The sequence below is a fragment of the Mycobacterium sp. 852002-10029_SCH5224772 genome (assembly GCF_001667315.1).
Lineage (GTDB): Bacteria > Actinomycetota > Actinomycetes > Mycobacteriales > Mycobacteriaceae > Mycobacterium.
Window position 1 is genome coordinate 42293 of sequence record NZ_LZHT01000027.1, and the last position, 13916, is coordinate 56208.

The following is a 13916-nucleotide window of genomic DNA, read 5'->3' on the forward strand; positions in this document are numbered from 1 at the left end:
CCCCGGGCCGCGCGTCGCGCGGTGACCGGGCACCATGTACGTGTGCAATCGACACCGCCGGCGCTGGCCGGCCGATCGACACCGCCGGCGCCGGCCGGCCATCCCACGCTGTGCGGCCGCCCGGTCGCAGGCGATCGCGCGCTGATCATGGCGATCGTCAACCGCACCCCGGACTCGTTCTACGACAAGGGGGCCACCTTCAGCGACGAGGCCGCCCGGGCGGCCGTGCACCGGGCCGTGGCCGACGGCGCCGATGTCATCGACGTCGGCGGGGTCAAGGCCGGCCCGGGTCAAGAGGTCGATGCCGACACCGAGATTGCCCGCCTGGTGCCATTTATCGAATGGCTCCGCGACGCCTACCCCGACCAGGTGATCAGCGCCGACACCTGGCGATCCGAGGTCGCCAAGGTGGCCTGCGCGGCCGGGGCGGACCTGATCAACGACACCTGGGCCGGCATCGACCCCGCCCTGCCGGAGGTGGCCGCGGAGTTCGGGGCGGGCCTGGTGTGTTCGCACACCGGCAACGCGCAGCCACGCACCCGCCCGTTCCGGGTGAACTATGGAACCACCACACGCGGCGTGGTCGATGACGTGATCGCGCAGGTCACCGCCGCCGCCGAGCGCGCGGTCGCGTGCGGCGTGGCCCGCGACCGGGTGCTGATCGACCCGACCCACGACTTCGGCAAGAACACCTTTCACGGGCTGCTGCTGTTGCGCCACGTCGGCGATCTGGTGAATACGGGATGGCCCGTGCTCATGGCTTTGAGTAACAAGGACTTCGTCGGGGAGACTCTGGGTGTGGAATTGACCGAGCGGCTCGAGGGAACGTTGGCGGCCACCGCGCTGGCCGCGGCCGCCGGTGCGCGGATGTTTCGCGTGCACGAGGTCGCCGCCACCCGCCGGGTGCTGGAAATGGTGGCCTCGATCCAGGGGACACGTCCGCCGGCACGCACCGTGAGGGGGCTCGCATGACGACATCGGACCTGGTCGTCGGCGATCTCGCCAGCGACGGGATGCTCGCCGCCCGGCCGGGAGATACCTGGCTGGCCAACCGCAGCTGGAACCGTCCGAGCTGGACCCTGCCCGAACTCGAGGCCGCCAAGGCCGGGCGGACCATTTCGGTGGTGCTGCCCGCCCTGGATGAGGAAGACACCATCGAATCGGTGATCGACAGCGTCTCACCGCTGGTCGATGGGCTGGTCGACGAGCTGATCGTGCTGGACTCCGGCTCCACCGACGACACCGAGATCCGGGCCGTCGCGGCCGGCGCCCGGGTCGTCAGCCGCGAGCAGGCGCTGCCCGAGGTCCCGATACGGCCCGGCAAGGGCGAGGCGTTGTGGCGTTCGCTGGCGGCCACCCGCGGCGACATCGTGGTGTTCGTCGACTCCGACCTGATCGACCCGCACCCGATGTTCGTGCCGTGGCTGGTCGGCCCGCTGCTCACCGGGCCACCCTCCCGCGGCGTCCACCTGGTCAAAAGCTTCTACCGGCGGCCCCTCAACGTCGCCGATGTCGGCGGCAGCGCGGGAGCCACCGGCGGGGGGCGGGTCACCGAGCTGGTGGCCCGGCCGTTGCTCGCCGCGCTGCGGCCCGAGCTGGGCGGGGTGCTGCAGCCGCTCGGCGGCGAATACGCGGCCACCAGGGAGTTGCTGACCTCGGTGCCGTTCGCCCCGGGCTACGGCGTGGAGATCGGCCTGCTGGTGGACACCTTCGACCGGCTGGGTCTGGACGCGATCGCCCAGGTCAACCTGGGTGTGCGGGCGCACCGCAACCGCCCGCTGGCCGAGTTGGGCGCGATGAGCCGCCAGGTCATCGCCACCCTGCTGTCGCGCTGCGGGATCCCGGACTCCGGGGTCGGCCTGACCCAGTTCGTGGCCGTCGGTCCCGACGAGCCCGACGGTCAGAGCTACGCCCAGCACACGTCGCCGGTGTCGCTGGCTGACCGCCCGCCGATGCAGGCGATCAGGCCCCGGTAAGGCCCGGCGAGGTCACGCTGAACATCGCCGTGTCGGTGGCATAGGGCAATATCGAACCCGTGGCGTTGGTGTTGCTGTACCTGGTGGTTCTGGTGCTGGTGGCGATCGTCCTGTTCGGCGCGGCCAGCCTGTTGTTCGGTCGCGGTGAGCAGCTGCCGCCCCTGCCGAGGGGGACGACGGCGACCGTGCTGCCGGCCTTCGGGGTGACCGGCTCCGACGTCGACGCCGTCAAGTTCACCCAGGTGCTGCGCGGATACAAGACCAGCGAGGTGGACTGGGTGCTGGACCGGCTCGCCCGCGAGCTGGAGGCCCTGCGCGGGCAGCTGGCCGCGGTGCACGCCTCGCCGGCCGCCGAAGAGCACCCCGAGGACGATTCGGGGGAACCCGGCGAGGGCGAGGATCGTCAGGACTCGATGTGAGCGAAGACGAGCTGGTTCGGTGCAGCTGGGCGGCCATTCGGCCCGGGCCGGACTTCGAGATGTACCGCGATTACCACGACCAGGAGTGGGGCCGCCCGGTGCACGACGGGGTGGCCCTGTTCGAGCGGATGAGCCTGGAGGCCTTTCAGAGCGGCCTGTCGTGGCTGATCATCCTGCGCAAACGGGAGAATTTCCGGCGCGCGTTTGCCGGATTCGACATCACGGCGGTCGCCGGGTACACCGACGCCGACGTGCAGCGGCTGATGGCGGATCAGGGAATCGTGCGCAACCGCGCCAAGATTGACGCGACGATCGCCAACGCGCGCGCGGCGGCGGAGCTGGGGACCGCGGCGGACCTGGCGGAGCTGCTGTGGTCGTTTGCGCCGTCGCCGCGGTCGCGGCCGGCGGATGCATCCCAAATTCCCTCGGCCACTGACGAATCGAAGGCCATGGCGCGTGAACTCAAGCGGCGCGGGTTCCGCTTCGTGGGACCGACCACCGCGTATGCGTTGATGCAGGCGACCGGCATGGTCGACGACCATATCCGCGGTTGCTGGGTGCCCGCGACCGCCCGCTGAGCGCCCAGTTGTGGGTCTTTGTACGAGCGGTGACCTGGATAGGGAACAATGGAGGGGTGACAACTCAGTTCGATGTCGGGCATGGCTTGAGGTTCGCTGGCGGGGCATGCTCGGTGCCGACCAGGTCCGCACGGGCGGGCCAGCGCGAACCTGGAGGGAGTACTCGATGGCGGCGATGAAGCCCCGGACCGGAGACGGTCCTCTGGAAGCAACCAAGGAGGGGCGCGGCATCGTGATGCGGGTACCACTGGAAGGTGGAGGTCGACTGGTCGTCGAGCTGACGCCCGACGAGGCTGCTGCCCTCGGTGACGAACTCAAGGGCGTCACGAGCTCCAGCTAGGGCTTGCCGCCGATCCAGAGTCGGCGGAGCTACGCACACACCTTCCGATAGATCTCCAGGGTCTGCTCGGCGACGTGGGCCCAGGAGAACTCCTCGACGCAGCGTTGGCGTCCCGCCTTGCCGTAGCGCTGCGCTTTTTCGCGGTCGGCGATGAGCTCATTGACCGCCTCGGCCAATCCGGCCTGATAGCCCGCCACATCGTCGGGGTCGTAATGCACCAGAGTCCCGGTCACGCCGTCGGCGACCACTTCCGGGATTCCGCCCACATCCGAGGCCACCACCGCAGCCGCGCAGGCCATCGCCTCCAGATTCACGATGCCCAACGGCTCATACACCGACGGGCACACGAAAACAGCTGCCGCCGACAAGATTTCGCGTAACTCCCCGATGGGGAGCATCTCTTGGATCCAGAACACGCCGGTGCGGGCGCGGGCCAGGCCGGCGACCGCATCCCGAATCTCGTCGGCGATCTCCGGGGTGTCGGGTGCGCCGGCGCACAGCAGCACCTGCGCCTCTGGGCTGAACCGGTGGGCGGCCGCCACCAGGTGCCCGAGCCCCTTCTGCCGGGTGATCCGGCCCACGAACACCACCAGTGGACGGGCGGGATCGACCCCCAGTGCCGCCAGCAGCGATCCGGTTCGCTTCGGGTCCGCGGGGCACCAGACGTCGGTGTCGACGCCGTTGCGGATGACGTGCACGGCGCCGGGATCCAGCGCGGGGTAGACGCGCAGGATGTCCTCGCGCATCGCGGAGCTGACCGCGATCACAGCGTCGGCGGCCAGCACCGCGGTGTGTTCGACCCAGCTCGAGATCCGGTAGCCCCCGCCGAGTTGTTCGGCCTTCCACGGGCGCAGGGGCTCGAGGGAATGCGCAGTCATCACGTGCGGGAGGTCGTAGAGCAGCGCGGCCAGATGCCCGGCCATGGCCGTGTACCAGGTGTGTGAATGCACCACGGTGGCCGCCGATGCCGCGTTGGCCATCATCAGGTCGGCGGACAGCGTCGCCATCGCCGCGTTGGCGCCCTGCAACCGCGGGTCGGGCTGATGCACGGCCACTCCCCGCACGCCCGGGCGCGGCGCGCCCATGCAATGCACGTCCACCGCGCACAGCCGGCGCAGTTGGGTGACGAGTTCGGTGACGTGTACTCCCGCCCCTCCGTAGACCTCTGGGGGGTATTCCCGAGTCATCATCGCCACCCGCATACCCGCACCGTAGTTCGAGGATGACGAGGCCCGCGAGCCGGGCGGCCACAATATGGGCGTGATCTGGTCGCCGGCAAGCCAAATACCTTGACGGACAGCCCCACAGAACGCTGGCAATAGCCCGCTGCCCCTGGCAGCGTTCCCCGGGGGCCGATAGGTTTGACACCATGAGGGAAGCACCACACGTGCTGGGCATCGTCCTGGCCGGCGGTGAGGGCAAGCGGCTGTATCCGCTGACCGCGGATCGCGCCAAGCCCGCGGTTCCTTTCGGGGGCGCCTATCGGCTGATCGACTTCGTGCTGTCCAACCTCGTCAACGCCCGCTATTTGCGGATCTGCGTTCTCACGCAGTACAAGTCGCATTCACTGGACCGTCACATTTCGCAGAACTGGCGGTTGTCCGGTTTGGCCGGTGAGTACATCACGCCGGTGCCCGCGCAGCAGCGCCTCGGTCCGCGCTGGTACACCGGTTCGGCCGACGCGATCTACCAGTCACTCAATCTGATCTACGACGAAGACCCCGACTACATAGTGGTTTTCGGGGCCGACCACGTGTATCGGATGGACCCCGAGCAGATGGTCCGGTTCCACATCGACAGCGGGGCGGGTGCGACGGTAGCCGGCATCCGGGTGCCGCGCGCCGAGGCCACCGCGTTCGGCTGTATCGACTCCGACGAGTCCGGGCGGATCCGCCGATTCGTGGAGAAGCCACTGGATCCGCCGGGCACCCCTGATGATCCCGAGACGACGTTCGTGTCGATGGGCAACTACATCTTCACCACCAAGGTGCTCATCGACGCGATCCGCGCGGACGCCGACGATGACCATTCCGATCACGACATGGGCGGGGACATCATCCCGCGACTGGTGGACGACGGGATGGCCGCGGTGTACGACTTCAGCGACAACGAGGTGCCCGGCGCCACCGATCGTGACCGGGCCTACTGGCGTGACGTCGGAACGCTGGACGCGTTCTACGACGCGCACATGGACCTGGTGTCGGTGCATCCGGTGTTCAACCTGTACAACAAGCGCTGGCCGATCCGCGGCGAGTCGGAGAACCTGGCGCCGGCCAAGTTCGTCAACGGCGGCTCCGCGCAGGAGTCGGTGGTGGGCGCCGGCAGCATCATCTCGGCGGCCTCGGTGCGCAACTCGGTGCTGTCGTCCAACGTGGTGGTCGACGACGGCGCGATCGTGGAGGGCAGCGTGATCATGCCCGGCGCCCGCGTCGGCCGCGGCGCGGTGGTGCGCCACGCGATCCTGGACAAGAACGTCGTCGTAGGGCCGGGCGAGATGGTCGGGGTGGATCTGGAGAAGGACCGGGAGCGCTTCGCGATCAGCGCCGGCGGTGTGGTCGCGGTGGGCAAGGGCGTCTGGATCTAGCTCGCCCTCGGCGGGCTAGGGGATCTCCGGGATCAGCAGGTGCGCGCCGCGGTCCGGACCCCAATGCAGGGTGATGCGCCCGCGCGGTGAGTCCGCGTAGGCCGCCGGGAATTGGCCCGTCAGCGGATTTTTCGGACACAACCAGCGCCCGGCGATCACCAGCCGCAGCTGCTCGCCGGCGCGGAACAACGTCGCCGACGGGCCCAGCGCGACGTTGACCTCGACCACCTCGGCGACGGCGACCGGCCGCGGATCGGTGCCGGTCGTGACGGGTTCGGCCGGGCGGGAAAGCTCGGGTTCCAGGGTGCGCAGCGAGACGCGCTGCCAGCCGGTGCTCACCCGGTCGCGGCCGTAGCCGTAGGACCCCTCGAATCCGACGAAGCGGCCGCCGCGCCACTTCTCTACGCCGACGAACAGGTTCGCGTCGTCGCAGCCGCTCAGCTCGACCCACAACCGGGCGGCCATCGGCCCGGACAGCTCGATGTCGTCGGGAAACGTCCAGGTGAAAGAGGCTGCACGCGAACGTGTTCCGAAGGTCACACTGCCGGCATCGGCGGGCGGTTCGGTCGTCAGCGTCCCGTTGGCGCCCAAATGCATTGGGCACCAACGGGTTCGGGACAGCGGCCAGTCGTCCTCTTCACGCACCGCGGCGACGGTGTCGCGGTCCTCGCGTACCTCCAGGCGCACACCGCGCGACGCCGGAGCGCCGTCGAGCACCCCGCGAAAGAACGTCAGCTGCTCGGCCAGCGCGGCCTCGGAGTAGAAGGTCGTCCACTTGCCGCCCCGATGCGTGTAGAGCCGGGCGTGGCGGGAACCGCTGTGCGTGAACGCGCGGATGGAGCCGCGGCTGTGCAGATTGTTGTCGGAAAGGCTGCCGCACACCAGCATGGGCACCGTGATCGACGAGAGGTCGGGTGCCAGTGAGCGCCAGAACTCGTCACGCAGCGGGTGCAGGTCCTGCATGCGCTCCAGGTCGTAGGCCTGCCGCGTGTCGCGTCGCGTGTTTCGTGACCACATCCGGGTGAAGCCCCGCTCCCGGACGCCGCCCGGAAATGTCAGGTCGCGGTAGGCGTCGGTGAAGCCCTCCCACGGGCAGATCGCCCGCAGCGCCGGCGGTCGCAGCGCCGCGACGGCGTACTGGCTGATCGCCAGGTAGGACACCCCGAGCATGACGACATTGCCGTCGCTCCACGGTTGGCCGGCGATCCACTGCACCAGGTCGTAGGTGTCTTCGGCCTCGCGCCGCGACAACAGAGTTCCGGTGCCCTCGGAGTGTCCGCAGCCGCGCGAGTCGGCATTCACCACGACGAAGCCCCGCGCGGTCCACCACGCCGGGTCGGGGGCCTCCCATCCGGTCAGCGCCGAGAAGGTCACCGGTTGCGGCTGGCGCAGGACCCGGTACTGCGCCGAGAACGTCCACGTGTCGCCCCGCCGCTTCGGCAGGTTGTCCTTGCCGTAGGGGTGGATGCTGAGGATGACCGGCCGGGCATCGGCGCCGGCTTTACGAAAGACGTTGACCCGCAACACCGTTCCGTCGCGCGTGGTGACGGCGACGTCACGCTCGACGTCGAGGTCGGCGGGTGGGTCGGTGACGGTGACCGGGGGTCTGGCGACGCCACGAATCCTGCTCACTGCGTACCGCAGCCCACCGGGCCGTCGCCACGGGCGGTCCAGGGCCGATGGGCGATTGTGCACCACGCCCATACCCTAGGCGCGTCGGCTACCAGACGTAGGGAACCAGCCGATAGGGCACGCGTTCGGCGTATTCGCGGTAGCCGGGCAGTTCGTGAATGAGCAGCTTTTCTTCGTCGACGATGCGCAGGGTGAGCACGACGGCGCCCGGGATGACGAAAAGCAGTCCCCAGTACGAGCCGAGGGCCAGGGGGATGCCGATCATCATGATCACGTTTCCGACGTACATCGGATGGCGCACGAATCGATAGAGGCCGCCGGACACCAGGGTCTGGCCCGCCTCCACGGTGACGGTGGCGGCGGCATAGCTGTTCTGGACGATCACCAGCATGGCGATGCCGAGCCCCGCGGCGACCAGGACGTCGCCGAGCAGCGACAGCCAGGCCGGCACCGACGACCAGCCGAACCGGTGATCGAGCGCGCTGAACACCATCGTTGCGAAGAGGCCCAGAAAGGAGGCGGTGATGATGAATTTCTGTGCGGTCCTGGGTTCGGCCCGCGGGCCCGCGCGCATGCGCCGCTGCAGGGCCGCGGGGTTGGCCCGGCTCAGGTAGATCGTGGGCACGATGGTCGCCGCCGTGAACACGGCGATGAAAACCCACGCCTGCCAGTAGTGGAGCGTTCCGGCCGGTAAGAGCAGGATCAAAATCCACGAGAGAATGCCTCCGACAGATGTTGTCGTCACTCGGATCCCGGTTTTCATCACGCTCCTAGCAGCGTAGATCGCGGCGCCGAAAGCCCATGGCACCCAGAATTACCAACCCTACGTCGATGCCCAGTAGCCATAGCAAGGGCACGGCCGTGAAATCGGCGCCAATTCTCGGGACGTGGGCGAACGGTTCCAGATCGAGCAACCACTGTGAGAACCCGGCCAACGACCCGATCAGATACAGCGCGATGAACCCGATCAGCACGCCCCAGGCCACCGGCGTGAACCGCGGCGCGACGCCGAACACGCAGACCGTCACGGCCGACAACAACCAGACGGCGGGCAGTTGGACGGCCGCGCTTGCGACAACCATCGCGAGTTTGCCGCCGACGTCGCCGGCCGCGATGCCGTAGACCACTCCGGCGGTGACCCCGCTGGCCAGCATCGCCAGCGCGGACCCGCCCAGCGCGGTCACCAAATGGCTTGCGAGCCAGCGGGTTCGCGACACCGCGCCGGACAACACCGTTTCGGCGCGCTGGCTTGTTTCTTCCTGGTGTAACCGCAAGGTGAGCGAGACGGCGAACGCCGCGGCCACCATGCCCATCATGGCGAACGCCACGGCGATGAAGGCCTGCTCGAGGGCGCTGGTGCCGCCCATCCGAGCGACGATGTCGCGGGCCACGCCGCTGCCACCCAGTTCGTCGCCGATGCCGTGCACCACGCTGCCCACCAGCAGCCCGTACAGGCACAATCCGACCGTCCACAGCAGCAGCGCGGCGCGATCGAGCCGCCACGTCAGTCCAAAGGCGTTGCCCAGTGCCGGCGCGGCGGTCGGGGGGCCGGGGCGTTCCGCGATGAGTCCGGCGCCCACATCGCGGCCGACGAGCAGGCGATATGCCAGGAGGGTCAGCGCGGCAGCCGTCACCAGGTGCAGGAGCAGCACCCACCAGCGATCGCCCGCGTACGGTTTGACCAGTAGCGACCACCCCAGCGGAGACAGCCACGACAGGGTGCCCGAGCCGGCGTCGCCGACGGCGCGCAGTGTGAACGCGGCTCCCAGCACGGCGAAGGCGGTACCGCGGGCGAACCTGGCGCTGGGCGACAACTGTGCGGCCACCGCCGCGACCGCGGTGAACACCAGGCCCGAGCATGCCAGCGCCGCCCCGAACGCCAGCGACCCGGCGGCCGGGACGTCGGTGCTCAGCAGGCCCGCCGCGCCGATCGCGCCGGTGCCCAGTGAGGCTCCGAAAGACAGCAGCAGCGCCGCGCCCAGGCTGGCATAGCGGCCGATCGCGGTCGAGTCCACCAACTCGGTCCGCCCGTTCTCCTCGTCGGCGCGGGTGTGCCGGATGACCGTGAGGATGACGGCCACCGCGATCAACACGTGGAACATCCCGGCTTTCCAAATGCCCACGGCGCCAAGGCTGTCGCTGTAGACCTGCCCGTACAGCGCACGCTGGGCCGGGCTGGCCATGATGGAGGCGGCGAATCCGGCGCGGCCCGCCGCGGTGGGGTAGATCTTTTCGATGCTGCCGACGTACACCGTGGACAACGGCACCGACAGCAGAAACATCCACAGCGGCAACGAAACCCGGTCGCGGCGAAGGTAGAGCCGCAGCATCGCAAGCGTCCCGGAGAAGTTCGAACCGCGAAGCGGCTCAGGCGATGCCGACGCGTAGGGTCGGTCCAGCGTGGTCGCGCTCATGGCAACGACACCTTTTCCGCGTCGCGCCCGTGCCGGCCGTCGCCCCCGTATCCGTCTCCGGACGTGTCATAGTGGCGCAAGAAGAGCTCCTCGAGCGTCGGCGGCTGGCTGACGAGGCTGCTGACGCCGGCGTCGCCGAGCAGCCGGATGAGCTCACCCAGGCTTTCGCTATCGACCTGGGCCCGCAAGGTATTGCCCTCGACGCTGATGTCCTCGACACCTTTGATCCGGCTGAGATCACCTGGATCGCCGATCATTTCGGCCCTGATCGAGGTGCGGCTCAGATGCCGCATGGAGTTCAGCGAACCACTCTCGATGGTCTTGCCGGCGCGGATGATCGTCACCCGTTCGCACAACGCCTCCGTCTCGGCCAGGATGTGGCTGGACAACAACACCGTCGTGCCCCGGTCGCGGGCCTGCGCCACGCACTGCTGAAACACGTTCTCCATCAGCGGATCCAGGCCGCTGCTGGGTTCGTCCAGGAGCAGCAGTCTGGCGTGGGACGAGAACGCCGAGATCAAGGAGACCTTCTGGCGGTTGCCCTTCGAATACGTGCGCGCCTTCTTGTGGGGGTCCAGATCGAAGCGCTCGATCAGCTCGGCGCGGCGCCGTTTGTCGATGCCGCCGCGCATGCGTGCCAGTAGGTCGATGGTCTCGCCGCCCGTCAGTGACGGCCACAACGTCACATCACCTGGAACGTAGGCGATTTGGCGGTGCAGCGCGACGGACTGTGTCCAGGGGTCGCCACCGAGCAGTCGGACGCTGCCGCTGTCGGCCTTCACCAGGCCCAACAGGATGCGGATGGTGGTCGACTTACCGGCGCCGTTGGGGCCGAGGAACCCGTGGACTTCCCCTTCCTGCACGGTGAGGTCGAGGCCGTCCAGTGCCCGTACCGCGCCGAAGTTCTTGGTGAGCCCGCAAATTTCGATGGGGGCGGAAGCGACGGAACGTTCAGTTGCCATGGGATTCTCCTTGATGTTCGGCAGCCAAAAATGCGTCGTACATGGTGCGGTCGGTCAGCAATCCTTCGGTATAGACCTCGAGCGCGGGCAGTATCATGTCGCGCGAGTAGTCGCGCAGCACCGCACGCAGATCCGTTGGCGTTTCATGCATTTGGATGTAGAGCAGGAACCCGCCACCCCCGGTGATCGCCAGATACTTGGCCCGGGCCTGGGGGTCGCGGCTGGGCTTGATGGTCCCGGCGCGCACGCCCTCTTCCATGTATTCTTCGGCGTTGTCAATCATCCTGCGCCACAGCATGTTCGCCAGATCACCACCGGTCTGCATGCTGCGCACCAGGTAGGCCATCAGCGGCGCGTAGTCCTCGATCTCGGCCATCTGCGCGAACCAGGTGGCCGGGTCGTTGGATTGAAGCGCCTCGGACTTGGTGTTGCGGATCTTCTCGGCGATGTGGTCCTCGCAGGCCTTGCGCAGGCCCTCCTTGGAGCCGAAGTGGTGGATTACCAGCGCGGCACTCACGCCCGCGGCTTCGGCGATAGCGCGAAGCCCGACGCCGAACCCGTGCTCGCCGAACTGCTCGATGGCCGCATCGCGGATCCGGGCCGCGGCCGTCAGATCGGCTGAACGCATGTTCAGTAGGCTAAACGCACGTTCAGTCTGCGGTCAAGGCCTTCCCGTGAGCAGACGCAAAGCGTCAATCGGGCACGGATGTGGGTGTGTTTGCGCCGACTCGGCCGAATTAGTCGCGGACCGCGGCCAGAATGCCGTCGCCCAGCGGCACCAGCGCCGGGGTGAGGCGCTCGTCCTCGGCGATGAGGCGGGCCGCCTCGCGCACCGCGACCACCTCGGCGTCGCGCGCAGCCGGATCGCCGGCCCGCCCGCCCAGCGCGGCCCGGTGCACCACGATCACGCCGCCGGGGCGCAGCAACCGGATGCCCTCGACGACGTAGTCCGGCTGATCGATCGGGTCGGCGTCGATGAACACCAGGTCGTAGGACTCGTCGGCGAGCCGGGTGAGCACCTCCTGGGCGCGGCCGCCGATCAGCCGGCTGCGCGACGGGCCGATGCCGGCCTCGCTGAACGCCTGCTTGGCCAGCCGCAGGTATTCGGGCTCGATGTCGATCGTGGTCAAGACGCCGTCGTTGCTCATGCCCGACAGCAACCACAGCCCGCTGACACCTGCGCCCGTGCCCACCTCGGCGACGGCCTTGCCGCCGCTCAGCTTGGTCAGCAGGCTCAACAACGCGCCCACCGCCGGCGTCACCGCGCCGGCGCCGATGTCCTCGGCCCGCTCGCGGGCGGCCGCCAACAGCGCGTCCTCCGATATCGACCCCTCGGCGTGGGCAAAGAGCGATTCGGCCCGACCGGGCGCTGTTTGGGCGGGGGCTTCGTCGTCGGTGCCGTCCATGCCCGCAGCGTATTCCAATTCATCGCGCGGTCCGACAGGCGCGCCTGAACCGGACGCCGACGACACGCCCAACCGGCGCCGCGCGTTTAAGGTCACCACGCGATGGATATTTCCTGCACAGCGCAGGTAACAAAACGGTTTCTCAGCCTCAGCTCAGACTGTTCATATACCGCACATACGCCGGTACGAGACGGTGTCCGTATGGATCGCGGAGCGCGTTGGACGGGGAATACCGAATGGCAGCTGCCTGTTGCCGTCAATGACGAAGTGCCGCTGAGTGGCACACCCGATTCGGAGGACTTGATCATCACCACGCTTCTCAGCCCGTCCAGCATGTCCCACCCGCAAGAGCACCCCGCCGACGAGTGGGTGGAGCCGTCGGACGTGCCACAAGGGACCGCGGTTTTCGACGCGACGGGGGACAAGGCGGCCATGCCGTCGTGGGACGAGCTGGTGCGCCAGCACGCCGACCGGGTATACCGGCTGGCTTACCGGCTCGCCGGCAATCAGCACGACGCCGAGGACCTCACCCAGGAGACCTTCATCCGGGTCTTCCGCTCCGTGCAGAACTACCAACCGGGAACGTTCGAGGGGTGGCTGCACCGCATCACCACCAACCTCTTCCTCGACATGGTCCGCCGGCGCGCGCGCATCCGGATGGAGGCGCTGCCCGAGGACTACGAGCGGGTGCCCGCTGACGAGCCCAACCCCGAACAGATCTACCACGATTCGCGGCTCGGCCCTGATTTGCAGGCCGCGCTGGACTCGCTGCCTCCGGAGTTTCGTGCGGCCGTCGTCTTGTGCGACATCGAAGGCCTGTCCTACGAGGAGATCGGTGCCACCCTGGGCGTCAAACTGGGGACCGTCCGCAGCCGCATCCACCGCGGCCGTCAGGCCCTGCGGGACTACCTGGCCGCCCACTCCGATCGGGACGCGCTGCGCGCCCAGATGGCATAGCCGACGGTCGCCCCGCCGGGTCTCGGCAGCGGAGCGATCAGGTAGATATTCAGCGGCTTTGTGCCCGCAGCTGCGGTATTGCGCACCGGCTCGCGCTACATTCGAGATGAGGTGGCAATAACAATGAGCGGCAGGAGCTGGTGATGCCCGATCGAGGACATGTGTTCCGCCGCGCGTTCTCCTGGCTTCCCGCACAGTTCGCCTCCCAAAGCGATGCGCCCGTCGGCGCGCCTCGCCAGTTCGGTTCCACCGAGCACCTCTCGGTCGAAGCCATCGCCGCGTTCGTCGACGGCGAGCTGCGGATGAACGCCCACCTGCGGGCCGCGCATCACCTGTCGATGTGCCCCCAGTGCGCGGCCGAGGTGGACGACCAGAGTCGGACGCGCGCCGCGCTGCGCGATTCCCACCCCATCCGCATCCCCAGCACGCTGCTCGGAATGCTGGCTGACATTCCCTATGATTCGCCCGACGACCCGACCGCACCGGCGTCCGACCGTTTCGCCGACCGCGACGCCCGCGAACGGCGCAAGCGTCGCTAGCGATCGATCCGCTGCGCAACCACCCCACACGCGCGTTCGTGCTGACCCTCGGCGTGCCGTGGATACTAGGGTGGACACGGACAACGCCGGTGCCGCGTATATCGGCCGG

At 68.5% G+C, this 13916-nt stretch carries 15 protein-coding genes; 8 read left to right on the forward strand and 7 right to left on the reverse strand.

From position 1 onward, the window contains the following. Nucleotides 1-147: 147 nt before the first annotated feature. The 5 genes from folP (at nucleotide 148) to A5775_RS06825 (ending at nucleotide 3313) form a co-directional block, all read left to right on the forward strand. A complete protein-coding gene (gene folP, locus A5775_RS06805) occupies nucleotides 148-972 on the forward strand; it encodes a dihydropteroate synthase (protein WP_067249719.1) in 825 nt (274 codons plus the stop codon). After that, nucleotides 969-1976: a glucosyl-3-phosphoglycerate synthase gene (locus A5775_RS06810; protein ID WP_067249623.1), complete on the forward strand. Its 1008-nt coding sequence runs from the start codon at nucleotides 969-971 to the stop codon at nucleotides 1974-1976. The genes folP and A5775_RS06810 overlap by 4 nt, the downstream gene beginning before the upstream one ends. A gap of 59 nt (nucleotides 1977-2035) precedes the next feature. Then, on the forward strand, nucleotides 2036-2395 hold the full coding sequence (locus A5775_RS06815; protein WP_067249626.1) for a DivIVA domain-containing protein: 360 nt from the start codon (nucleotides 2036-2038) through the stop codon (nucleotides 2393-2395). Further along, nucleotides 2392-2973, forward strand: a complete 582-nt coding sequence (locus tag A5775_RS06820; protein WP_067249629.1) for a DNA-3-methyladenine glycosylase I — start codon at nucleotides 2392-2394, stop codon at nucleotides 2971-2973. Before A5775_RS06815 ends, A5775_RS06820 begins: the two co-directional genes overlap by 4 nt. Nucleotides 2974-3139: 166 nt before the next feature. Then, complete coding sequence (locus A5775_RS06825) at nucleotides 3140-3313, forward strand: DUF3117 domain-containing protein (RefSeq protein WP_003878471.1); 174 nt, start codon at nucleotides 3140-3142, stop codon at nucleotides 3311-3313. 29 nt (nucleotides 3314-3342) lie between these two features. On the opposite strand, the gene glgA is transcribed toward A5775_RS06825, so the two are convergent. Beyond that, entirely contained in the window at nucleotides 3343-4515 is a 1173-nt protein-coding gene (gene glgA, locus A5775_RS06830) for a glycogen synthase (protein WP_067249632.1), read from the reverse strand. A 167-nt stretch (nucleotides 4516-4682) separates the two neighbouring features. Between glgA and glgC the strand changes: the two genes are divergently transcribed. Continuing rightward, nucleotides 4683-5897 carry a glucose-1-phosphate adenylyltransferase gene (gene glgC, locus A5775_RS06835; RefSeq protein ID WP_067249635.1) on the forward strand — a complete coding sequence of 405 codons (1215 nt, stop codon included), beginning with the start codon at nucleotides 4683-4685 and terminating at the stop codon, nucleotides 5895-5897. Between the two features lie 15 nt (nucleotides 5898-5912). Here glgC and A5775_RS06840 read toward each other — a convergent pair whose 3' ends face one another. The 6 genes from A5775_RS06840 to A5775_RS06865 form a co-directional block, all read right to left on the reverse strand. Continuing rightward, complete coding sequence (locus A5775_RS06840; RefSeq protein ID WP_231995126.1) at nucleotides 5913-7595, reverse strand: CocE/NonD family hydrolase; 1683 nt, start codon at nucleotides 7593-7595, stop codon at nucleotides 5913-5915. Between the two features lie 22 nt (nucleotides 7596-7617). Continuing rightward, on the reverse strand, nucleotides 7618-8292 hold the full coding sequence (locus A5775_RS06845) for an isoprenylcysteine carboxylmethyltransferase family protein (RefSeq protein WP_067249643.1): 675 nt from the start codon (nucleotides 8290-8292) through the stop codon (nucleotides 7618-7620). A 7-nt stretch (nucleotides 8293-8299) separates the two neighbouring features. Next, complete coding sequence (locus A5775_RS06850; protein WP_156660595.1) at nucleotides 8300-9943, reverse strand: ABC transporter permease; 1644 nt, start codon at nucleotides 9941-9943, stop codon at nucleotides 8300-8302. Then, on the reverse strand, nucleotides 9940-10905 hold the full coding sequence (locus A5775_RS06855; RefSeq protein ID WP_067249647.1) for an ABC transporter ATP-binding protein: 966 nt from the start codon (nucleotides 10903-10905) through the stop codon (nucleotides 9940-9942). The genes A5775_RS06850 and A5775_RS06855 overlap by 4 nt, the downstream gene beginning before the upstream one ends. Next, the gene (locus A5775_RS06860) at nucleotides 10895-11533 is read right to left on the reverse strand and encodes a TetR/AcrR family transcriptional regulator (protein WP_067249650.1); all 639 of its coding nucleotides are present in this window, start codon (nucleotides 11531-11533) and stop codon (nucleotides 10895-10897) included. Before A5775_RS06860 ends, A5775_RS06855 begins: the two co-directional genes overlap by 11 nt. Before the next feature lie 109 nt (nucleotides 11534-11642). Beyond that, nucleotides 11643-12311 carry an O-methyltransferase gene (locus A5775_RS06865; protein ID WP_067249654.1) on the reverse strand — a complete coding sequence of 223 codons (669 nt, stop codon included), beginning with the start codon at nucleotides 12309-12311 and terminating at the stop codon, nucleotides 11643-11645. Nucleotides 12312-12512: 201 nt separating this feature from the next. On the opposite strand from A5775_RS06865, the gene sigE reads away from it, so the two are divergent. Together sigE and rseA are read left to right on the forward strand one after the other, a co-directional pair. Then, a complete protein-coding gene (gene sigE / locus A5775_RS06870; protein ID WP_067249657.1) occupies nucleotides 12513-13268 on the forward strand; it encodes an RNA polymerase sigma factor SigE in 756 nt (251 codons plus the stop codon). A 143-nt stretch (nucleotides 13269-13411) separates the two neighbouring features. Then, a complete protein-coding gene (gene rseA, locus A5775_RS06875; RefSeq protein ID WP_067249726.1) occupies nucleotides 13412-13807 on the forward strand; it encodes an anti-sigma E factor RseA in 396 nt (131 codons plus the stop codon). The last annotated feature ends 109 nt before the right edge of the window (nucleotides 13808-13916 follow it).